The sequence below is a fragment of the Nitrosococcus halophilus Nc 4 genome (assembly GCF_000024725.1).
Classification (GTDB): Bacteria; Pseudomonadota; Gammaproteobacteria; order Nitrosococcales; family Nitrosococcaceae; genus Nitrosococcus; species Nitrosococcus halophilus.
The window spans coordinates 3,666,170-3,687,801 of the sequence record NC_013960.1 but is presented as its reverse complement, the minus strand read 5'-3'; the positions used below and the strand labels follow the sequence as shown (position 1 = coordinate 3,687,801).

Below are 21,632 nucleotides of genomic sequence, written 5' to 3'. Positions count from 1 at the left end.
ATCCTTAGCTTAAACCCGATCCCGGGGGATGGTCTCCTCCCAGCGGCGAGAGAAAACCAATGTTTTCCCTTCATAGGCCTCCAGGTCCGCGTAGAGGTGAAAGCTATCTTGGTCTGAGGACAGGCAGGTTCGGGCTTTAATGCGGATTTCCCAGTCACCGCGGCGGAGTAAGGCATTTTGCTCGTTTTCCGCACGGGCTGATAGGGGATCGGTCTCGCCGATGCGAAAACGTTTTAGGATCGTATGGCCAAGGTCTAAGTCAATGGCGTGGAGGTGGGCGACTGCCGCCCCATCGAAATCACCGCCGTCACTGAAAATGGTATACAAGGTTTCATTGGTGGAAAGATCCCGCTCAATAGTGCGTTGAAATTTTGCCGGCCGCAAGGTGAGGTGCGCGGGGGCAGGCGCCTTTTCTGGTTTTTCAAAAGGGCGCAGCGATGGGTCTTGGGGGTCGGGGGGGCGCACCGGTAGGTCTAGGTGACTATTACCCGTGAATAGGGTCAGATGAACCGGCTCCGGAGAGGGCCATGCCACCGGCCAATAGCTGGTAGAGACCGCCAACCGGAGGGTATGACCTGGAGGGAAAGCATGGGCGATGTCATTGAGTTGGACTTGGACGGTATAGCGTTTGCCTGGTTTTAAAGGTTCAGGAGACTCATGGCTGTGGCGATGGGTGAGATTGAGCAGACCATAAGTCACTCGGGTTGAAGCACCATCGGGAGCGACATCATTCAGGCGTACGGCGATGAGGGCGCCGGGTTGATCTAGGGCAAGCTCCAAGGCGACTAGGGGAGCTCCCAGAATTTCCAGGCGCTGGTCCAGAGGGGCAGAATCAAAGGTCAGGGATTTACCATCATCTTCACGTTGGTCGATGGGCATTTCCCCATCCGCGCCAAAGCCGCACCAGTCGCCGGCAGTGAGGCCGGTGGTCTGAGGAGACTGGAACATCAGTTTTGTTTCGGCGGTTGCCTCCCGCTCTAGACGATTGGGGTTCAATATCAGCCGCAAGGGTGTAATCCGTGGAGAAGGCCAGTGCTGTTCCGCCACCCAACGACCGGGACGTTCTTCATAAAAGGGTTGGGGGGGCAGGCTTTCTTGCATCCATACCCGGTATAGGGGTTCCTCCATGATTCCTCGATCAATCCCTTTGAGCCAGTGATCCCACCAGCGTAGGGCTTCCTGTAAGAAGCCAATAGTGGGTCCAGGGGTGCCCTCATGGGGGAAAGTGTGGGTCCAGGGGCCGATCAATCCCTTACGGGGCACTGACAACCCTTTTAATAGCCGGGGGATGGCATTGGAATAGGCATCGGCCCAGCCGCCAATGGCATATACGGGGCAGCGGATACGGCTATAGTCCTCGCATACCGAGCCGTGTTGCCAGTACCTGTCCCGTCGTGGGTGGCGTAGCCAAACTTCGGGGAATAAAACGGCATGGTGTAGCCGTTCCATCCACATTTCGCGCCAGCGCTCCCCCACCAGTTCAGGATCCGGGGGGTAAGCATTAAAAGTCAATAGCACTGAACCCCAAGTCAGGTTTTCGTTTAGCAAGCAGCCGCCCATGTAGTGGGCGTCATCGGCATAGCGGTCATCGGTGGAACAGAGGGTGATGATCGCCTTCAGCTCCGGGGGCTGTAAAGCTGCTACCTGCAAGGAATTGAAGCCGCCCCAGGAAATGCCCATCATGCCGATGGCACCGGAACACCAAGGCTGGGAGGCAATCCAGCGGATAACCTCGATGGCATCATCTTGTTCTTGCTGGAGATACTCGTCTAGTAACAGGCCGTCTGAGTCCCCCGAGCCGCGAACATCGACCCGTACTGCGGCATAACCGTGGCCAGCAAAGTAACAGTGCATGGGTTCGTCGCGGGGGCGGGTAAAATCCCGTTTACGATAGGGGATATACTCGAAAATGGCCGGGACGGGAGATTGGGTGGCATTCTCGGGTAGCCAGATTCGGGCGGCTAGGCGGCAACCGTCGGACATGGGGATCCAACAGTTTTCGATTTCCCGCACCCGGTGGGGGAATGAGGTGACGACTTTCATCATTACTCTATACTTATCCTGTCCGCGCGGATCTCTTGGGTTGACCAGAAGGCTAAAGCCAATCGTTCCCGGGCGGCGAGGCCGGCTTCTAGGTCCCAGCAGTTCACTATGGCCAACCGAAAGCCACCGGGGGGCATGGCGTGGACTTCCGGAGGCTTATCCGGCAGGAAGGTAATCTGGAGGCTGGAAATCCCGGGTTCGGTCAAAACTTCATCCACAGTCTTATGGTTGAGGTGTGGATAGTGTAGTCCATGGGCGCCAAACAATACGACGCTGTAGCCCGTGCGGCGTTGCTCATCCCGATAGTGCCAACGGTGGTGGGCATAAAGTTCCACAAGGGCGTCCAACCAACCTGAGCCATAGAGATCGGGCCATTGATCGGCAAATCGCAGGTGCGCCTCAATGATCTTGCCACCGATGGTTTCCAGGTTGAGGGCTCCCGTGTAATCCTTTAGATGCTGGCGTAGCCACTGTCCACAATAATCTTCAATGACGGGGCGGGGCTCGGCAAGGATCGTCCAATAATCAAAGATGCCGCCCTCCAGCGCTTTACCGATGGTGTGACGCCACCATTTAGGTTCCCCGTCCACCACTATCACGTCAGTGCTCACATGCTCACCTTCCAATAGGGGCATCCACATGTGTCCTGGCGCCTGTTCCCGCTCGTATTGTTCGGCAGACTCAATGATTTTGCTACCGCTTCCCATGCCGCGGAGGTTGTAAATCGGCTTGCTAAACACCGGAAAGGTGGGCGGCAAGATGTCGTGGGGGGCATAATCTAAGCCCTGGCTTTCGCAAATCGATATCTTGTTATAAATCCAGCGGTATTGGGGATAGAGCTGCCATGCCAGCTCATCGTCGGTTGGAATGAACAAGTCTTTGGGGCAGGGAACGTTTTCGAAATACTGAGCGCGCCAGGGATCTTTTTCTACAATCGGCATATGTCAATCCTAATAGCCAGGGTAGCGATAGTTGCGTAATATTATCCTAGAAACGGTGGTTGGATGTGCCCCTGCGGGCTGCCGTTTCTAAGATTAGTTGATGTGTCGATTTTGTGGGAAGTTCAACTGTGACAGTGACTCTGCAAGATATCTGTGAGGCAGCGGATTTAATCACCGATAGCCTTGAGGTAACTCCTTGTGCCCATTCCCGTACCCTCTCTGAGATTACCGGCGCAGAGGTATTTCTAAAATTTGAAAATCTTCACTTTACAGGCGCCTTTAAGGAACGGGGAGCCTTGGTTAAATTGCTGTCATTGCCCCCCGAAGAGCGCAAAGTGGGGGTAATCGCCATGTCCGCGGGGAATCATGCCCAGGCGGTCGCCTACCACGCCCAACGGTTAGGCATCCCGGCAACCATTGTGATGCCCCGTTTTACGCCTAATGTGAAGGTGGAACACACCCGTGCCTTTGGGGCTGAAGTTATCCTCTATGGCTCCGGTTTGAGCGAAGCCAGTACCTATGCCTTGAAGCTAGCGAGGGAACAGGGTTTGACGCTGGTACATCCTTACGATGATGAAAAAATTATCGCAGGTCAGGGGACTATCGCCCTGGAAATGCTTGATTCTTATCCTGACCTGGAGGCGTTGGTCGTTCCGGTGGGAGGAGGGGGCTTAATCTCTGGTGTGGCCATTGCCGCCAAGGGGTTAAAACCCGAGATGGAAGTGGTGGGTGTGGAATCGGCACGTTTCCCCTCTATGTTTCAAGCCACCCAGGGAATGCCCGTTAAATGTGGCCACACCACGATTGCGGAAGGAATCGCGGTGAAGCAACCGGGGCAGATAACCCTCGCCGCTATCACCGAGTGGGTGGATGATATTTTGCTAGTAGATGAACAGGCCATAGAAGCGGCAGTGCTGATGTTGCTTGAAATAGAGAAGACCGTGGTTGAAGGGGCAGGTGCGGTAGGATTGGCGGCACTGGTTCATCATCGTGATCGATTTAAGGGGCGCCAGGTAGGGCTTATCCTTTCCGGTGGCAATATTGATTTGCTTGTCCTTTCCTCCATTATCCAGCGGGGTCTAGTGCGCTCTGGCCGTTTAGCCCGGATTCGGGTTTCGGTGCCCGACCAACCGGGCGCCCTTGGGGAAGTGGTTCAATTATTGGGCAGTGCAGAAGCTAATATTGTAGAGATTCGCCATCAACGGGCATTCACCAATTTATCCTTACCGTTAGCGGAAGTCGAATTTATCGTTCATACCCGAGGGATGGAGCATGTTTGCCGGATAAAAAAGGCATTGGATGAGGCAGAGTACCAGGTCTATTTGCCTGATGGTGACATGAGCAAAGACTAACCTGGAAGCCTGTTTAAAATACCGTCCATAGCCTCATTAATTTTTTTGAAGTTTTCTTCCTGGGATAACATCTCTTCCGATTTCTGGATATATTGACCCCCAGTAAGTTCATGTTCACAGTGAGCAATGATTTGCCGCACGTTTTCCGGCCTGACTTCAAGGTGAAATTGCAAAGCCAGTACTTTCTTATTATAAATGAAGGCTTGATTAGCACATGCTTCGCTTTGGGCCAATCGAGTGGCGTCAGGCGGTAAATCAAAGGTATCCCCATGCCAGTGGAACACCTTGAGTTTTTGAGGCAAGAAATTAAATAGAGACGAAGCCCTAGCTTCCTCTGTGAACTGGATAGGAAACCATCCAATCTCTTTATATTGGTTTTGAAATACTTTCGCCCCTAGCACCGCCGCAATCAATTGGGCACCTAAACAAATCCCAATCACAACTTTTTCTGCTTTGATGGCTTGTTCGATGAATTTTTTTTCTTGTAGCAGCCAAGGATATTTGTCTTCCTCGTCAATGTTCATGGGGCCACCCATGACCACTAGCCAATCAATCGATCCTATTTCAGGCAGCGGGTCGCCACGATAAAACTGAGTGGCCGAGAGTGGATGGCCATTGGTTTTTGCCCATTTTTCAATATTGGCAGGAGTCTCGAAGGGCACGTGTTGAAGATAATGGATTTTCATTGAATTATTCTCTTTTGCTTGGCTACCGCTGCTTGGTGTTCTCGATCGCCTTTTTTATCATTTTTTCTCTTGTCGATTTCTTTAAGCGCTGAAATTCGCCCATAAAGGATCAGGATCTCTCCAGGAAGAATTTTGGTTGTGCCGACAGGGGCACCTAAGTAAGTTCCATCGGGGCGCTCAATTCCAAGCACTACAATACCTTCCTCCCATAATGAGGATTCTGCAAGGGTTTTGTTAGCAATCCAATCATGAGGTCGTACCTGAAGTTCCACTAATCGGTAATCGCCTGCTAGATGGATAAGATCAGCGTAATCTTTTATTTCCAATTGGGTATAGCGTTTTAACGCCTGATTGATTAAACGCGCCAAATGGCGGTCAACCCATTGACTAGAGGCAATGGCCCAGAGGGTGACGATACCTGCCACTAACAACGTTATCTTTATTGCCAGCAGTTCCGGATTACCCTGATTAACAAAGGCCAATATTAGCGAGGAAACAGCGGTAACGATTCCGGCATTGCCAAGTAACATTAATAGCATGATGATCCGGCGTCGGACCGGATGCTTAACCACTCTCTCCGCTTCATCAGTTGTAAAACCTGAGCCGGTAAATGCAGAGCGGGCTTGGAAGCGGGCGGTTTCCTCTGATAGTCCTGTATGGGCAAGCGCTATGGTTGCAACTCTGGTAATAAGAATTGAAAGGGAGATAATGACAAGTAAAGAAATGATGGCAATCATTTTATTAAGGTGATGTTAATTTCAACCCCATAATGCCGATCACAATCAGTGCGATACACCCTAGGCGGGGCAGGGCGGCCGACTCAGAGAAGAGAATAATGCCTAAAATAGTTGTGCCTGCTACCCCAATTCCTGTCCAGATAGCGTATCCTGTGCCTATAGGAATAATTTTCAGGGCTTGGGAAAGAAAATAGAAACTGGCAACCATCGCCGCAATAGTAAAAATGCTTGGCCAGGGCCTCGTAAATCCCTCGGTATATTTTAGCCCGATGGCCCAAATAATCTCTAATAATCCAGCGACTACAAGATTAATCCACGCCATTTGGCTTCCCTGGATGGTAGGGGGTTCCTGCCACTTTTTTATATTTTAATCTCCTTGCCATCCAAAATCTGGGTTTCCAGTAGATATTGTCGAGTTTGGAGATCATTACTCCTTTTTTTGTGGATACATGTATAAATTTTTTATTTTCCACATAGATTCCTACATGCCTGCTACGTTTGCTCGTTTTAAAAAATACCAGGTCACCTGCTCTCAATTCAGCTTTCGGTATTTTTAATCCAGTTTTTGACTGTAATTGGGTATTCCTGGGCAGGTGTATGCCAAACTTTGATTTAAATGTAATATGCACAAAACCTGAACAGTCAATCCCTTTTTTGCTCAGACCACCAAAGCGGTACTTGGTGCCTCTCCAATGATTGAACTGTGCATAAAGTAGTTTCGTAACCCTATCCGGATTGGCGAGATTAACTGTGGCTTTCTGGGGAACTATTCTAGCCTGCCCATCCACTTTGCTCGGGGGGGTGCCACAGCCTCCGATATTGATCAGGGTAAATATGACGAGTAACAATCTATTTTTAGTTATATTTTTCCCCATTTTATACTCTACTCGCTGTAAAGCATTCCAATGAATTCCATCAGACTTAGCACGATTTGTCCGCGTCCTTCATGGATAAATAATCCAAACTGGGCAATGAGCGAATAAGCTATGGCAAACTGAGCCAAGGCAAACCCGGCAATTGTAAACTGGCTGATACTGATGATTCCAATGCCAAACTGTGAGAGGGTGATGAAACCACAAGCGAATTGCCCGATGGCGATAACTCCCTTGGCGGGAACCGGTACTCTGTTGGGACGGTACTTGAAAGAGATGTGAAGTAGGGGGAGTCCAAGGAGGGTGGCGCTCGATTTATATTCAAACCCCCAGCCATCCCATTGGTCTCGTGCCGGGAAGGGCGCACCACACCGGGGACAGGAGAAGGCTTGCTCTGAAATGGGATGTTGACATTCTCGACAGGGTTTCATCTTTCTGCTCTAACAAAAAAGACGCTTTAAAATGGCGCCTTATTCTTATTAAAGATAATTTCCACCTTCTAATGTTATTATTATCGGTAACTGACTGTTATCTTTAAAATGGTGACAGAGTTTTTTGACAAGCCGGCTAAAGTTGAGGCGAGATTGGAAACTCTTTGCCACATTATCAAGCCGGGCCATGTGGTTTGTTGGCCTGCACGTACTATTGTGGAAGACAGACAGCAATATGCTTGATCCGAAATTACTTAGAAATGCCCTAGCAGAGACTGCCCGCCAATTAGCGCGGCGGGGATTTGAGCTGGATGTGACCGCTTTTGCCGCGCTAGAAGCCGAGCGCAAAGAGGTGCAGGTCCGCACCCAAGAGCTTCAGGCCGAACGAAACGCCCGCTCCAAAGCCATCGGTAAAGCCAAGGCGCAAGGGGAGGATGCTGCTCCCTTGCTGGTGGAGGTGGCCGAATTGGGGGATCGGCTCAAGGCTGCTGAGGCTCGTTTGGGGGAGATCCAGAGTCAAATCGATGAGATTCTGATGGGAATTCCCAACCTGCCTGATGCCAGCACGCCGGAGGGTCGAGACGAGAGGGACAATGTGGAGGTGCGGCGTTGGGGGGAGCCGCCTGCCTTAGGTTTTGCTCCCAAAGATCATGTGGACTTGGGGGGGCCGCTGGGGATGGATTTTGAAACCGCGGCAAAACTGAGCGGCGCTCGTTTTGTAACTCTCTCAGGCCTCTTAGCCCGTTTGCACCGGGCGCTTATCCAGTTTATGCTGGATGTGCACACCAGCGAGCACGGCTATACTGAGGTTTACGTCCCCTATCTGGTGAATCGCCAATCTTTGGAGGGGACGGGGCAGTTGCCCAAGTTTGAGGAGGACCTATTTGCTATCCGTGATACCGGCTATTACCTCATTCCCACTGCTGAAGTTCCGGTAACCAATCTCGTCCGGGCGGAAATTTTGCCTGCCGAGCGCCTGCCCCTCAAGTATGTGGCCCATACCCCCTGCTTTCGTAGCGAGGCTGGATCCTATGGTAAGGATACCCGGGGGATGATCCGCCAGCATCAATTTGAGAAGGTAGAGTTGGTGCAGATTGTGCCGCCAAAAGACTCTCCCCAGGCCCATGAAAACCTAACCGGCCATGCAGAGGTCATTCTGCAGCGGCTAGGCTTACCCTATCGGGTCATGAATCTCTGCGCAGGAGATCTCGGTTTTGCCAGCAGTAAAACCTATGACTTGGAGGTATGGTTGCCAGGACAGCAGGCCTATCGGGAAATCTCCTCTTGCAGCAATTTTTTGGATTTTCAGGCGCGTCGGCTCCAGGCCCGTTGGCGCGATCCGGAAACCCAAAAACCAGCATGGCTGCATACTCTTAATGGTTCCGGGCTAGCGGTGGGTCGGGCTTTGGTCGCAGTCATGGAGAATTATCAGCAGGCCGATGGCAGCATCCGTGTACCGGAAGTATTGCACCCTTATATGGGCGGCGTTTCGGTTATCCAGCCCCCCTCAGAAGCAACCCGATGAGGGCCTAGCTCATTACTTTTATTCTTGAAGCGCCTGATGTTATCTCAATTGTAGGTATAATGGGGTTATGGAAGAGTTATCAGTAGTACAGCGCATTGCCATTTGGGTGTTGCCTATACTGTTCGCTATTACTGTCCATGAGGTGGCTCACGGCTGGATGGCGCTTCGGTTTGGTGATCACACCGCCCAGATGATGGGGCGGTTAACGCTTAATCCTATCAATCATATTGATCCTATTGGCACCTTGCTGGTTCCGGGCATTTTGCTCATGCTCGGTGGCGTGGTTTTCGGCTGGGCTAAGCCAGTGCCTGTATCCTGGGATAAACTTCGCAATCCTCAGAGAGATATGGCCATTGTGGCTTTGGCAGGACCCTTGGCCAACCTTGTCATGGCGATTTTGTGGGCGATTATCTCGCGCATTGGAATTGCCCTGGCGCTAGATTTTCCCATGATTGGTGTGCCTCTGGCCTATATGGGGATTGCCGGCATGTTCATTAATGCCATTCTAATGATGTTGAACCTCATTCCCCTGCCCCCTCTCGATGGGGGACGGGTGTTGGTTGGGGTGCTCCCTGGACCTCTCGCCTATCAGGTAAGCCGGGTTGAGCCTTACGGCTTTTTTATACTCCTTGGCCTGCTGTTTACCGGTATCTTGTGGTATGTTCTGTGGCCTTTGGTGGATGGGCTTTTAACCGGATTGGTATATTTTGTGGGGGTGCCAAAGCGGGAATTCTTTGGCGGGTTATTAACTCTGATGGGAGCCCAATAAGGGTAAGGGGGAGAGAAAGAGGATGGCTTTGAGTTCCCTGCAGTCCCAGCGCGTGCTTTCAGGGATGCGTCCAACGGGGCAGCTACACCTTGGCCACTATCATGGCGTACTAAAAAATTGGGTTCAATTGCAGCACGAATATAATTGTTTTTTTTTCGTGGCCGATTGGCATGCCTTGACCACGGAGTACGAAAACCCCCAGGTGATTACGGAGAGCGTCTGGGATATGGTTATCGATTGGTTGGCCGCAGGTATTGAGCCTTCGGCAGCGACTTTATTTATCCAGTCGAAGGTGCCGGAGCATGCAGAGCTGCATCTGCTACTCTCCATGGTGACCCCCTTGGGGTGGTTGGAACGGGTGCCGACCTACAAGGACCAACAGGAAAAGTTGAAAGAGAAGGATCTGGCGACCTATGGTTTTCTAGGCTACCCGCTGTTGCAAAGCGCTGATATCCTTATTTACAGGGCAACTAAGGTCCCAGTAGGGGAAGATCAAGTTCCCCATGTGGAGATTACTCGGGAAATTGCCCGGCGTTTTAACCATCTCTATGGCCGTGAGCCAGGTTTTGAGGAATTAGTGGAAGCGGCCATAAAAAAAATGGGCAAGAAAAACGCTCAGCTCTATCGGGAGCTGCGCCGACGTTTCCAGGAACAGGGGGATGTGGAGGCCTTGGAGAAGGCCCGAGCTTTCCTGGAAAATCAGCAAAACCTTACCCTTGGTGATCGGGAGCGTCTCTTTGGTTATCTGGAAGGGGTCGGTAAAACCATTCTGCCGGAGCCGCAAGCCTTGTTGACCCCGGCCGCTCGCATGCCAGGGCTTGATGGGCAGAAAATGTCTAAATCCTATGGCAATACTATCGCCCTGCGTGAGCCGCCGGAGCAGGTGGAGCATAAGCTGCGAACCATGCCTACGGATCCGGCCCGGGTGCGACGCTCGGATCCCGGCGATCCGGACAAGTGCCCTGTCTGGCAATTTCATCTGGTGTACTCTAATGAAGAAGTCAAAGATTGGGTCCAAAAAGGATGCAGGACAGCAGGCATTGGTTGCTTGGATTGCAAACAACCCATTGTTGAGGCCATCCAGTCGGAATTAAAGCCCATTCGGGAGCGGGCGCAAGAGTATGCCCGTCATCCTGATGAAGTCCAGCGGATTATCAATGAGGGTAATGAAGCGGCCCGCGAGGTGGCTCGAGAAACGATGGAGGAGGTGCGTCAGGCGATGGGGTTGTCCTATCGATAAATAGCCCTGAAAACCAAGTAGGCTAACTGGAAAACTACTAGGATTCGGAGTCATGGGTGAAACACCGGAGCAAACGCCGCCTTCAGTAGTCCCAGCGCTTGCTGTCGTTCAAGGGCGGCCCATTACCGAGTTGCCCCATGATCTTTATATCCCCCCTGATGCCTTGGAAGTCTTTCTGGAGTCCTTTGAAGGACCATTGGACTTGTTGCTCTATCTGATCCGGCGGCAAAATCTGGATATCTTGGACATCCCTATCGCGGCGATTACCCGCCAGTACATGGAATACATTGAGATTCTGCGCGAGCTACGTCTAGAATTAGCGGCAGAGTACTTGGTTATGTCGGCTTGGCTCGCTGAAATTAAGTCAAGGATGTTATTGCCCCGTCCCCAGGAGGCCGCTGAAGAAGAGGGGGATCCCCGGGCGGAATTGGTTCGCCGCCTCCAAGAGTATGAGCGTTATAAGAAGGCCACCGAGGATTTAGATTCGCTGCCTCGAGTGGGCCGGGATGTCTTCGCGACGGGAGCCCACCTTCCACCTGAACAGGTGGTCAAGCCTCAGCCCAAACTTGAGTTGGCCGATCTCTTGTTTGCCCTTAAGGGGGTATTGGCTCGGGCGGAAATGTTCAGCCACCACCATGTGACTCAAGAAGCCTTATCGGTACGGGAGCGTATGGGGGAAGTGCTAAGCCGGGTGAGTGGCGATAGTTTTTGCGAATTTACCGCTTTATTCCGCCCAGAAGAGGGGCGTTTGGGGGTAGTCGTCACTTTTCTAGCCATCCTGGAACTGATGAAGGAGTCCCTGCTGGAAGTCGTCCAGGCTGAGGCTTATGGTCCGCTACATGTGAGGGCAGTGGCGGCATGAGTGAGTTGTGTTCCCTAAAAAATATTATTGAAGCTGCGCTGTTGGCAGCGGATCGGCCCTTGTCGGTGGAGCAGTTGGGTAAGCTGTTTGATGAAAGGAGGCGGCCATCTCGAGACCAGGTAGGCAAGGTGCTTGAGGACCTTGCAGCAGAGTGGGAAGGCCGGGGGATTGAGTTGAAGGAGATCCATAGCGGTTATCGTTTCCAGATCCGACAGGAATTAGCCCCTTGGATTTCCCGCCTCTGGGAAGAGCGGCCCTCCCGCTATTCTCGGGCCTTCTTAGAGACTTTAGCCCTTATCGCTTACCGTCAGCCGATCACCCGCGCGGAAATCGAAGAGATTCGTGGCGTTTCCGTCAGCAGTTCTATTATGAAGACCTTGCAGGAGCGGGAGTGGGTCAGGGTCCTTGGGCACCGGGAAGTCCCTGGACGACCTGCTTTGTATGGTACCACCCGCAAGTTCCTAGACCAATTTAATCTTAGGAGCTTGAATGAATTGCCACCCCTGGCGGAAATAAAAACTCTGGGTGAACCGCAAATAGAACTCACTTTGGTCGAGGGGGGGTTAGGGAAAGAGGATACGGTCCGGGAACAAGAACTGCCACCCTCTGAAGAGATTTCCGCTGAGCCTGTACCCACTCCTGATGAAGGCCTGCGCAAGCAGTAGTTTGCTGAAAAGAAAGGTATTTATTTGGTGGCAGAGCGCCTGCAAAAAATATTGGCTCGGGGGGGACTAGGTTCTCGCCGGGAGATTGAAGCTTGGATCAAAGCGGGTCGGGTTCGGGTCAATGGTGTTCCAGCTCAGCTCGGGGATAAGGTGTCGGTTAAGGATCGGGTGACTATTGATGGCCGGCCCATATCGCCCAAGCGGTTGCAGCCCCCTTCTTCTCAAGTCATTATTTATCATAAGCCGGCCGGTGAGGTTTGTAGCCGCAAGGATCCGGAGGGGCGCCCCAATGTTTTCCAGTCTTTACCACGCCCCCAGCAGGGCCGCTGGATCAGTGTTGGGCGCTTGGATATCAATACCTCCGGTCTCTTGTTGCTCACGACCGATGGTGAACTTGCTAACCGTTTGATGCATCCTTCCACCCAAGTAGAGCGGGAATATGCGGTTCGGGTTTTAGGTACCGTGGCGGAGGACGTTATTGAGCGCCTACAGGGGGGGGTGACATTAGAAGATGGTCTGGCCCGTTTTGAGCAAATACTTGATGCTGGTGGCGAGGGCGCCAATCACTGGTATCATGTTATTCTCCGGGAAGGACGTAATCGGGAGGTTCGACGTCTTTGGGAATCCCAAGGGGTTCGAGTGAGTCGGCTAATACGCATCCGCTTCGGGCCTATCCGCTTACCCCCTGGATTGCGTTTGGGGCGCTGGCGTTTTCTTGAGCGACCAGAGCTCAAAGCTTTATTAGAGGCGGCGGGAATGGAGCCGCGTCCTACCCAGTCCCGACCGAGCAGCCAACGGAGGGGAGGACAAGGCCGAGGGCAACGCTGATTTTTCCCTCCATGGAGGGGAGAGTTATTGATACTGGGGAGCAAGGCCTCGGCGGGCACGATGTGAGGTGCGCCAAGCGATCCAAAGCTTACGCAAGGGGGTTAAAGAAATTCGTTGTTTGAGGACCGGGTAGCCCTCTTCTTCGATGGCATTCAGAAGACTCAGACCTAGCGCTATTTGGGTTAGCCCGGCGCGCTGTGCATAGTAATCACGCTGGCCAAGTTCAGCTAGGGCACTGTGAAAATACTGACGGGCCCGGCTTGCGTGCTGGGCGAGGAGAGTTGCCATCCCTTGGGAATTGTCACTTCCTCCAGAGAGGATATCTTCCACCGGGACCTTAAAACGGGTGAATTCTTCCCGAGGGAGGTAAATACGGCCTTGGGCAGCGTCTTGGCGTATATTGCGCAGGATATGGGTCAATTGTAAGGCAACTCCCAGATTTTTAGCATATTGTCGAGTTTTTGGGTCCTGGTAACCATAGATCTCGGCTGCCATTGAACTAATGATCCCGGCGACTTGCTGGCAATAGGAGATGAGGGTCTGAAAAGAGGGATAAGTCCATTGCCCTAAATCACTGCTGACGCCTTCAATTACCTCCAGGAAGGATTGTTGGGGGAGATGATAGCTTCTGATGGGAGTAGCGAGGGACTGGGTGACAGGATGCCGGGGATGACCGGTAAATAACCGAGTAATTTCCTCTTGCCACCATTGGAGTTTAGTTTGGGCAACGCCTAGATCGGAGCACTCGGCTACGATGCCAACGATCTCTTTTTGGTAAGCATAGAGTGCGGTGGCAGCCCGCCGTTGAGGTTCAGGCAGAAAGAGGAGGCTATAGTAAAGACTCGTCCCTTGCTGGGTTGCCCTATTTTGGCAATAGGTAGCCGGATCCATAATCACTTCTCCTCAGGGGAGCTCCTCTTAAATCCGCAGGCGCTCAACGGGGTGACCCTTCATCAGGTGTTCATTGATAATTTCATCAATGTCTTCACGATTGGCATAGGTATACCACGTTCCCTCAGGGTAGATCACAATGGTGGGTCCCTGGGCGCATCGGTTAAGGCAGCCCGCAGTGTTAATGCGCACTTGACGCTGCTGGGCCAACCCGAGGGCTTTTACTTTCTCTTTAGCATAGTTTCGAAGTGCTAAAGCATCATGGTTCTGGCAACAGGGGCGACCATTATCCCGCTGATTAGTGCAGAAAAATACGTGATAACGATAGTAAGGTTCACTCATGGGCAATGTTTCTGAAACCTAGCTGGGGGTACAAAAACGCCCGCAGCATGCGGGCGCGCTGCAATCATACCAAAAGAGTAGCGGGGGATTTTTAAACCGAGAACGAGGAACCACAGCCACAGGTGGTTGCCGCGTTGGGGTTACGGATCACAAACTGAGCGCCTTCCAAGCCCTCGGTATAGTCGATTTCCGCTCCTACCAAGTACTGATAGCTGGTGGGATCAATGAGTAAGGTGACCCCGCCGTTTTCTACCTGAGTATCGCCTTCGTGGCAGGTTTCATCAAAGGTAAATCCATACTGGAAGCCTGAGCACCCGCCACCACTAATAAACACCCGCAGCATTAGTTTATCGTTACCTTCCTCCTCGATAAGCTCCTTGACTTTGCTGGCGGCAGCATCGGTAAATATTAACGGACTTGGCATGGCGTTAATGGCGTTAGTTGTGCTCATGATCGCGTGATCTCCAAAATTTTAAAGATTAACCTTTTATTATCTAAAACCTACTGGAACAGTCAAGTATTGCTTTCTTTAAGACCCTGTATGGGGGAGGTAGTTTCCCTATCGGCTCCAGTCGCTAGTTTTAGGTTGGGAATCTGCTTTTCTTCCATATGGATCAAACTCCCATTGATTTTGGCGCCTACCGCCATTTCAATAAAGTGATAATAGACATCTCCATGGATCTGTGCTTGGTGCGCCAGTTCAATGCGCTCGCGAGCGTGGACATCGCCTGTGATCGAACCGTTAAGAATGATATAGGGAACTTTGACTTGACCTTCAATGGCCCCGTCCTGGCTGATCGTCAATAGGGAGTCCTCCTCCTCGGCGAGGATATCTCCTTTTACATAGCCTTCCACCCGTAGTCCTCCACTAAAGGTGATATCGCCTTCAATCCGAGTATGCTCTCCAATTAAAGTATCGAGTTGGGCGCTGCACTTAGATTTTTTCTGACGTTTAAACATCATAAGCTCTCCTGGCAAGGGATGGTCAATTTGGATTGTGGGCCTTGAAGTATAGTGGCTAGCCTCCTAATGATCTCCAGTCAAAGGTCTGCTCTACTAGCTGGGAAGGATTGTCCTTGGGGATTAGGGCAACTTTAACCTGAGTTGGTTTAAAATTTCTTGGTAGCAATAATTCCCCTTCTAGGATTTGAAAATACTTGAACTTAAACATAAGGGGGATACCCTTGGAGAGGGTATCGAGTCCCAACCGGGCCGGTTTTCCATCTAATACACCTTGGATGGCCAAATGCACTTGGCCTTGGGTCAACCGGTCCACTCTGCGGCCTTGGGTAAGGACCAAACGGTAGTGGAGCAAGCGCTCTGTTGCCGTCTTACTCAAAGTGAGATCTTGGATATGGAGGCCCTTCTCTTCAAGGGATTTCACCAGTCCTTTATAAGTGGCCAGTTGACGTTTGAGTCCCAGAATCTCGTCTTGTAAGTTCACTAAATTGGCGCTGAGATCAGCACGTGCATGCTGTTCCACTTCCAATTCCCGTTGAAGCCGGGCTAGACGTTCCCGCAGACGGATATTTTCTTGTTGTAGATGGGGAAGTTGTTCCTGGGAACTCAATGCCGGCGACTGGGGAGTACCTTGGGTTTGTTCTAGGAGGAGAGGAGGGAGGCGGGAGGAAAGCAGCCAACCCCCAATCCCACTCACGGTGATTAAGACAATGCTAAAGAGCCATCCCCGCCAAGGACGGTGTTCCTTGATGACAATACGGGGGTCCGTGCGTTTTGCCATCTATGCTTGGGAATCCTTAGAGCAGAGGGAAGCGAAGATCAAGGGATGACAGCAATGTGGGTCAACCCACAGGTTTCCTCTTGGCCAAACATGAGATTCATATTTTGGACGGCCTGGCCCGAGGCGCCCTTTACCAAATTATCGGTCACTGAGAGGACGATGACCGTGTTGCCCGCTGATGGACGGTGGACAGCGAGGCGGCACATATTGCTGCCCCGGACGCTGCGCGTTTCTGGATGACTTCCTGGCGGCAATACATCCACGAAGGGAGCCGTGGCATACCGTTGTTCATAAACGGCCTGGAGATCGGTCTCTCGTTGAAGCTGAGCGTAGAGGGTGGCATGAATTCCCCGAATCATGGGGGTGAGATGGGGGACAAAAGTTAAGCCTACAGGGGATTGACTGGCTTGATGAAGTCCTTGAATAATCTCAGGGAGGTGGCGATGCCCACTCACCCCGTAAGCCTTAAAATTTTCACTCGCTTCGCAAAGGAGGGTCCCTAGGGCCGCTTTACGGCCAGCCCCACTGGCACCCGACTTCGCATCAGCGATAAGCTGGCCGGGGTCCACTAGCTGTTGCTCTAACAGGGGCAGAAATCCCAGTTGTACCGCGGTAGGATAGCATCCTGGGCAGGCGACTAGGCGCGCCTGGGCGATTGTTTCTCGATTGATTTCCGGTAAACCATAGACCGCCTCAGCTAATAAGTCAGGCGCCGCGTGGGGACGCCCATACCAGCGCTCCCATACCACCGGATCAGAGAGACGAAAGTCAGCGGATAGATCAATCACTCGAGTATTTTGCGCTAACAGTGCCGGTACCATATCCATAGCTACTCCATGGGGGGTAGCAAAGAAGACCACATCGCACTCATCAGCTAAACGGGTAGGTTCAGGTTCGGTAAAGCAAAGTTCCAAGTGACCTCGGAGGTTTGGAAACAGTTCGCTCACTGCAGCGCCGGCCTCTGTGCGTGAGGTGATGGCGGCGATTTCAACATTTGGATGGTTCGCAAGCAAGCGTAGCAGCTCAACTCCTGTGTATCCTGTTCCACCCACGATACCCGCTCTGATCATAGTTTTTTGGCCCTTCATTGAGAAATGATTAGCTAATAATAAAAGCTGAGCAGGGGGGAGCGGAAGCCTTAATCGGAGGTGAGTTCGGCAAGTGCTTGATTGAGTTGATCTTCAATAACACGCTTATAGTTAAGAAGGTGTACGGTTTGGATAGAACCCAGGGATTCGCGATCGAGCAAGGCAGGTGAGAGATCCAAATCGGTGATATAAATAGGATACGGTTCATGATCGCTTCGTTGCCGGAGTATGTGGTGGGCCACCTCTCGGTAGAGGTCGGCACCATATTCAAAGGCGGAAAATTCCCGATTATCGCAAAAAACCGTAAAAATCTTGTCATTACCTAGCACGTCGCCTAGCACCTGAACCTGAAAATAGGTGCTGGGTTGGGGAGGAGGGGCGGGTTGCATGCGTTCGAGTATCCAAGGTCCGTGGTTACTTTGACGTAGCCGGTAATAGACTGCTTTATCCACAATTATATTGTGGTGTCCCGGTGAAAGCGTCAAATTGAGGCGTTCGACGGTGGTATCAAGAAAACGTGAGTAGTGAGCCAACAGGGTTTTTGCGTTTGTTTCTGGATAAATCTGGTGAAATAGTGATCCGCGCTCGTCTAAGATAAAAAGCTCTGTTCCTTTGGATTGAGTGCGATAGAAGCACTGTACTTGCCCTGGTAAATTAGCTTCAAACAAGCGATGTAAAAAGGCCCAGTGGGAAAGATGCCGATCCAAGACTACAGGGGTAAAAATGGGTTGAGGGCGCCCTAGGGCTTTTAGCAGCGCTTCCCTGCTAGGCCATTTTTCGGTATATAAACTGTCATTTTCAAACCACAAGATAAAATAATCTTGTCCTATCCCCAGTACATATCGCGTATGGGGAGGATAGTTTTGATAATAGCAGCTCACGATATTCTGGAAGAGGATTTCGATCCGTTCGGCAATATGCCGCCCGTGGCTTGTGGAGTAGCAGCCGGTAGTGAGCGCTGGTGGTGGTTGCCCCTCTGAAAGGGGGGCCCAGCGGAGATATTCACTGAGACAATCTAAGATGCCTTGGCTTCCCCTGTAGGGGATGACCAGAACTTCCTTCCAGCTTGACAGCAACACCATCTCAAGGGAAAGGGCGAGATTTTCCCTCGCCCCGCCATAACTCAAGGGATCGGCCTGGGTGCTGGTGAGGTGTATTCCTTGGCGGGTGCGGTGGGCCATGGGATCAATGCCCACGTTGATAAAAACCACCGCCCGTTCAATGGTGGGAGGAATAGTATAGTTATCCAAAGTTTGCCCGTGGAGACCAGGATGGGGGAATAGCTTTTGTAACTGTGCCTGCAAAGCTTGCAGCTCAACGGGTTTAGGCATGCCGTTTTTAGAGTAGGCTGCAAGGTGAGTAGCGTGGCTGATAAGGCCATTAAAATAGGCCCAGACCAGTAGTTCTGTGACATTATGGCCATGTTTTAGAGCGGTGCCGCCATGGTCTCCGGGGGTGAACCGCCCCTGGTATAAAATCCACCCTGCAGGAGAGTTGGGCTGATCTAATTGATAAAGGGACAACCATTCTTCCCTCAGATTACTGGAGATTTCTAGGTTGATGTATTCAATTTTCCCGGTTTTACGCCCAAAAGCCGCATAAAGTTTGCGTCCCAAGATATGCAAATCCCGCTGGGTTTGGGGGGTTTGCTTCGCTTGAGTACCGACATAATGGGAGAGTTGGCGGTAACTATGGGTCAATTGATCCACTAACCGTTGCCGCTCTTTCATAACTTGAGGGCTTTTCCATTCTGAACGGCTATCTAATTGGAGCAGTCGGGCCTGATCCCAGCCCCATGAAGCGCTCAACATCCGTAGGAGTTGCCGGCGCCAGGCAGGGCGGTCGGCTCGCCCTGGTCGGCTCAAGGGTTCATTGGCTTTAAAATAGAAGCAGCATCTGGCTAATTCGAGACGCTCGGTTTCTCCTCGATGCTGCAGATAAGTTTCCACTTTATGTAGCATCATGACATAGGGATCCAGCTCATCAAGGTTGGTTTTGCCTGCATAGACTGCTCGTTTATAATGCCGGCAAAGCAGGTCGATATGGGGGTACTCGGAAGCATAGCATTCCATCAGCAGTAATTTGAGCAATGACTTGTAGGGCGAGTCGATGGCTTTATTGAGTTGCCAGAGGGCAGCACTAGAAAACTCTGCTGCCGGTAGCTGTGGAATACCACCAAAATCCAGGTAATCATTTGTTCGGAGCAGATGTTTGCGCGAGAGCTCTTGTACTAAGTTCTCATAGTGAAGCTCGTATTCGGGTGGAATAAGCCACCACAAGGGCGAACGTCCGGCAACTAGCAGTCCAGTCCGATAAAATTCATCCAGTAATAAATAGCGTTGAGCAGAACCACTGCTGCTTCTCGATAGGGACTCAAAATGTCCTTCCCTGATTTCCTCTTCGTCAACCAAAAAAAAGTGCACTTCTATTCCAAGGTTTGCTGCCCAGGCTTCAATGAGAGTGGATTTATCTTGGAGGATTTTTCTGTCAGTGGGTGGCAATCCAGGGCGGCAACAAACCCAGATATCGAAATCACTTTGCTTGGATTGGGCCACGGTGCCGCTGCTTCCCATAAGGAAAAGCCCATAAATCGGATGGATGGGAGGGGTCCATTTTTTGTAGGAGAAACCCTTGCTAATGGATTGCCCGGCCCGGATGGCAGTGACTGGAGGAGAATAATTAGAAATTCCACAAGGAGTGCGGGTGCCTGAAAAACCAGGTAAGAGAGGGTGGTTGGTATGGAATAACAGCGGCAATGCATCGAGGAAAACCCGTTGCCGTGGCCGCAACGATTCGCGAACCCGGCCTAGGCGATGGCGATTGAGGGCAAAGAAGCGTTGCCGGATATCCTTATGGAGTAGGGTACAGGGTACTGTGGCAAGCATGGTACAGGGTGCTGTGGCCTTGGTAGAGGTAAGGGGAGGTAAGCGCTGGTGTCATCCACGGCCAGAGCTTATAGTCCTTGGGAAAACCCTAAAATTCCTTATCCCTCCAGGAGTTGATTTCCAGTCTAGCCTGGTGCCTATTGGGGCTAGGGCTTAGTGGCGGAAATGACGCATTCCGGTAAAAATCATTGCAATATTCTGTTCATTGGCAGCAGCGATGACTTCCTCATCGCGTCTGGAGCCGCCTGGCTGGATAACAGCACTGATACCCTCTTTAGCAGCCGCATCCAGGCCATCTCGAAAGGGAAAAAAGGCATCTGAGGCGAGAACTGCGCCTTGGACCGAGAAGCCAGCTTCCTTTGCTTTAAGTCCTGCAATTTGACTACTCATCACTCGGCTGGTTTGTCCAGCCCCAATTCCTATTGTTTGTTCGTCTTTGGCATAGACGATCCCATTGGATTTGACAAATTTTACTACCCGCCAGGCAAATATGAGATCCTTGAACTCCTGAGGGGTGGGTGATCGTTCCGTTACGGTACGAAGCGCTTCCAAAGCTACCGTGCTGATATCCTGCTCCTGGAGTAATAGACCGCCAACAACCCGCTTGTAATCCAATCCGGCCTTTGCCTGGGGCGGCCATTCACCACAGGCTAATACCCGGACATTAGGCTTAGTGGCGAGGATTGCCTGGGCTGCGGCTTCCACTGTAGGGGCAATGATCACTTCAACAAATTGACGCTCAAGGATAGTTTTTGCGGTGGCGGCATCCAGTGGTCGGTTGAAAGCAATAATGCCGCCAAACGCAGAGCTAGGATCGGCGCTATAGGCTCGTTCATAAGCTGCTTGCAGATTTTCTCCGGTGGCGACTCCACAGGGGTTGGCATGTTTTACAATGACGCAGGTGGGGGCCTCGTGAAAAGCTTTTACACACTCCAAAGCGGCGTCTGTGTCAGCGATATTATTAAAGGAGAGGGCTTTTCCTTGTAGTTGTTGGGCGGCGGCGATAGTGCCTTCTGGAGGAGCATGCTCCACATAGAAGGCTGCCTGCTGGTGAGGGTTTTCCCCGTAACGCATTTCTTGCTTTTTGGCAAACTGGATGCTGTAGCTGTGGGGAAACGCACTTTTTTCACCTTCCGGGTTAATTGTCCCCAGGTAATTGGCAATAGCGGCATCGTAGCGGGCGCAGTGTTCGAAGCTTTTTACTGCCAATTGGAAGCGGGCAGAAGGGGAAACAGCGCCGTTGTTGGCCGCTATTTCGGTGAGGACTTGCTCATAGTCGGCTGGATCGACGATGACGGTGACTGCGGCATGGTTTTTGGCCGCAGCCCGAAGCAGGGTCGGTCCACCGATATCGATATTCTCAATGGCGGTAGCTAGGTCGCAATCTGGTTTTGCCACCGTTTGTTCGAAGGGATAAAGATTGACGACCACCAGGTCGATGGGGTTGATGCCGTGCTCAGCCATGGTGGCGGTGTCAATTTCCCTTCGCCCCAGGATGCCTCCATGGATCTTGGGGTGGAGGGTTTTGATGCGTCCTCCCATCATCTCTGGGAAACCCGTATAGGTTGAGACCTCTATGACGCTAATGCCGTGCTTTTGGAGTAGTTGGGCGGTGCCGCCGCTAGATAGGATTTCGACACCCTGTGTCTGGAGTTGCTGTGCAAGCGCCACTATTCCGGTTTTGTCGGAGACGCTGATAAGGGCGCGGGCTATAGGTTTCATAGACTTCCTTAG

At 51.8% G+C, this 21,632-nt stretch carries 22 protein-coding genes; 7 read left to right on the top strand and 15 right to left on the bottom strand.

Annotated features, from left to right (window positions below; genetic code table 11):
- Window positions 1-9: 9 nt before the first annotated feature.
- Together NHAL_RS17390 and NHAL_RS17385 are read right to left on the bottom strand one after the other, a co-directional pair.
- Window positions 10-2,043, bottom strand: coding sequence for a CocE/NonD family hydrolase (locus NHAL_RS17390; RefSeq protein ID WP_013034458.1), 2,034 nt, complete (start codon window positions 2,041-2,043; stop codon window positions 10-12).
- A 2-nt stretch (window positions 2,044-2,045) separates the two neighbouring features.
- Window positions 2,046-2,984, bottom strand: coding sequence for an ATP-grasp domain-containing protein (locus NHAL_RS17385; protein ID WP_013034457.1), 939 nt, complete (start codon window positions 2,982-2,984; stop codon window positions 2,046-2,048).
- Window positions 2,985-3,097: 113 nt separating this feature from the next.
- Here NHAL_RS17385 and NHAL_RS17380 point away from each other — a divergent pair, with 113 nt between their 5' ends.
- Entirely contained in the window at window positions 3,098-4,336 is a 1,239-nt protein-coding gene (locus NHAL_RS17380) for a threonine ammonia-lyase (RefSeq protein WP_238985386.1), read from the top strand.
- Here the strand turns inward: NHAL_RS17380 and NHAL_RS17375 are convergent.
- The 5 genes from NHAL_RS17375 to NHAL_RS17355 are packed head-to-tail and all read right to left on the bottom strand — an operon-like array spanning window position 4,333 to window position 7,062.
- A complete protein-coding gene (locus tag NHAL_RS17375; RefSeq protein ID WP_013034455.1) occupies window positions 4,333-5,022 on the bottom strand; it encodes a type 1 glutamine amidotransferase in 690 nt (229 codons plus the stop codon). The two genes, NHAL_RS17380 and NHAL_RS17375, sit on opposite strands and share 4 nt — an antisense overlap.
- Complete coding sequence (locus NHAL_RS17370; protein ID WP_013034454.1) at window positions 5,019-5,759, bottom strand: TrkA C-terminal domain-containing protein; 741 nt, start codon at window positions 5,757-5,759, stop codon at window positions 5,019-5,021. Before NHAL_RS17370 ends, NHAL_RS17375 begins: the two co-directional genes overlap by 4 nt.
- 4 nt (window positions 5,760-5,763) lie before the next feature.
- On the bottom strand, window positions 5,764-6,081 hold the full coding sequence (gene sugE / locus NHAL_RS17365) for a quaternary ammonium compound efflux SMR transporter SugE (protein ID WP_013034453.1): 318 nt from the start codon (window positions 6,079-6,081) through the stop codon (window positions 5,764-5,766).
- A complete protein-coding gene (locus tag NHAL_RS17360) occupies window positions 6,068-6,634 on the bottom strand; it encodes an NlpC/P60 family protein (protein WP_013034452.1) in 567 nt (188 codons plus the stop codon). Before NHAL_RS17360 ends, sugE begins: the two co-directional genes overlap by 14 nt.
- 8 nt (window positions 6,635-6,642) lie before the next feature.
- A complete protein-coding gene (locus NHAL_RS17355; RefSeq protein ID WP_013034451.1) occupies window positions 6,643-7,062 on the bottom strand; it encodes a hypothetical protein in 420 nt (139 codons plus the stop codon).
- A gap of 235 nt (window positions 7,063-7,297) precedes the next feature.
- On the opposite strand from NHAL_RS17355, the gene serS reads away from it, so the two are divergent.
- The 6 genes from serS (at window position 7,298) to rluB (ending at window position 12,951) form a co-directional block, all read left to right on the top strand.
- Entirely contained in the window at window positions 7,298-8,587 is a 1,290-nt protein-coding gene (gene serS, locus NHAL_RS17350; RefSeq protein ID WP_013034449.1) for a serine--tRNA ligase, read from the top strand.
- A gap of 67 nt (window positions 8,588-8,654) precedes the next feature.
- Complete coding sequence (locus NHAL_RS17345) at window positions 8,655-9,356, top strand: site-2 protease family protein (RefSeq protein ID WP_013034448.1); 702 nt, start codon at window positions 8,655-8,657, stop codon at window positions 9,354-9,356.
- A 22-nt stretch (window positions 9,357-9,378) separates the two neighbouring features.
- The gene (locus NHAL_RS17340) at window positions 9,379-10,596 is read left to right on the top strand and encodes a tryptophan--tRNA ligase (RefSeq protein WP_013034447.1); all 1,218 of its coding nucleotides are present in this window, start codon (window positions 9,379-9,381) and stop codon (window positions 10,594-10,596) included.
- Window positions 10,597-10,648: 52 nt separating this feature from the next.
- Window positions 10,649-11,458, top strand: a complete 810-nt coding sequence (locus NHAL_RS17335) for a segregation and condensation protein A (RefSeq protein ID WP_013034446.1) — start codon at window positions 10,649-10,651, stop codon at window positions 11,456-11,458.
- Entirely contained in the window at window positions 11,455-12,123 is a 669-nt protein-coding gene (scpB, locus tag NHAL_RS17330) for an SMC-Scp complex subunit ScpB (RefSeq protein ID WP_013034445.1), read from the top strand. Before NHAL_RS17335 ends, scpB begins: the two co-directional genes overlap by 4 nt.
- Before the next feature lie 27 nt (window positions 12,124-12,150).
- Window positions 12,151-12,951: a 23S rRNA pseudouridine(2605) synthase RluB gene (gene rluB, locus NHAL_RS17325; RefSeq protein ID WP_013034444.1), complete on the top strand. Its 801-nt coding sequence runs from the start codon at window positions 12,151-12,153 to the stop codon at window positions 12,949-12,951.
- 24 nt (window positions 12,952-12,975) lie between these two features.
- Here rluB and hpnD read toward each other — a convergent pair whose 3' ends face one another.
- From hpnD to purH, 8 genes are all read right to left on the bottom strand, one after another.
- Entirely contained in the window at window positions 12,976-13,842 is an 867-nt protein-coding gene (gene hpnD / locus NHAL_RS17320; protein WP_013034443.1) for a presqualene diphosphate synthase HpnD, read from the bottom strand.
- A 27-nt stretch (window positions 13,843-13,869) separates the two neighbouring features.
- Entirely contained in the window at window positions 13,870-14,184 is a 315-nt protein-coding gene (locus NHAL_RS17315; protein WP_013034442.1) for a (2Fe-2S) ferredoxin domain-containing protein, read from the bottom strand.
- A gap of 91 nt (window positions 14,185-14,275) precedes the next feature.
- A complete protein-coding gene (gene erpA / locus NHAL_RS17310) occupies window positions 14,276-14,635 on the bottom strand; it encodes an iron-sulfur cluster insertion protein ErpA (RefSeq protein ID WP_013034441.1) in 360 nt (119 codons plus the stop codon).
- A gap of 62 nt (window positions 14,636-14,697) precedes the next feature.
- Entirely contained in the window at window positions 14,698-15,147 is a 450-nt protein-coding gene (locus tag NHAL_RS17305) for a bactofilin family protein (protein ID WP_013034440.1), read from the bottom strand.
- Between the two features lie 55 nt (window positions 15,148-15,202).
- On the bottom strand, window positions 15,203-15,925 hold the full coding sequence (locus NHAL_RS17300) for a DUF6776 family protein (RefSeq protein ID WP_013034439.1): 723 nt from the start codon (window positions 15,923-15,925) through the stop codon (window positions 15,203-15,205).
- A 38-nt stretch (window positions 15,926-15,963) separates the two neighbouring features.
- Window positions 15,964-16,995, bottom strand: a complete 1,032-nt coding sequence (argC, locus tag NHAL_RS17295) for an N-acetyl-gamma-glutamyl-phosphate reductase (protein ID WP_013034438.1) — start codon at window positions 16,993-16,995, stop codon at window positions 15,964-15,966.
- 68 nt (window positions 16,996-17,063) lie between these two features.
- Complete coding sequence (locus NHAL_RS17290; RefSeq protein ID WP_013034437.1) at window positions 17,064-19,898, bottom strand: class I adenylate cyclase; 2,835 nt, start codon at window positions 19,896-19,898, stop codon at window positions 17,064-17,066.
- 153 nt (window positions 19,899-20,051) lie between these two features.
- Window positions 20,052-21,620 (bottom strand): bifunctional phosphoribosylaminoimidazolecarboxamide formyltransferase/IMP cyclohydrolase, encoded by a 1,569-nt coding sequence (gene purH / locus NHAL_RS17285; protein WP_013034436.1) that lies wholly within the window; start codon window positions 21,618-21,620, stop codon window positions 20,052-20,054.
- Window positions 21,621-21,632 lie beyond the last annotated feature (12 nt).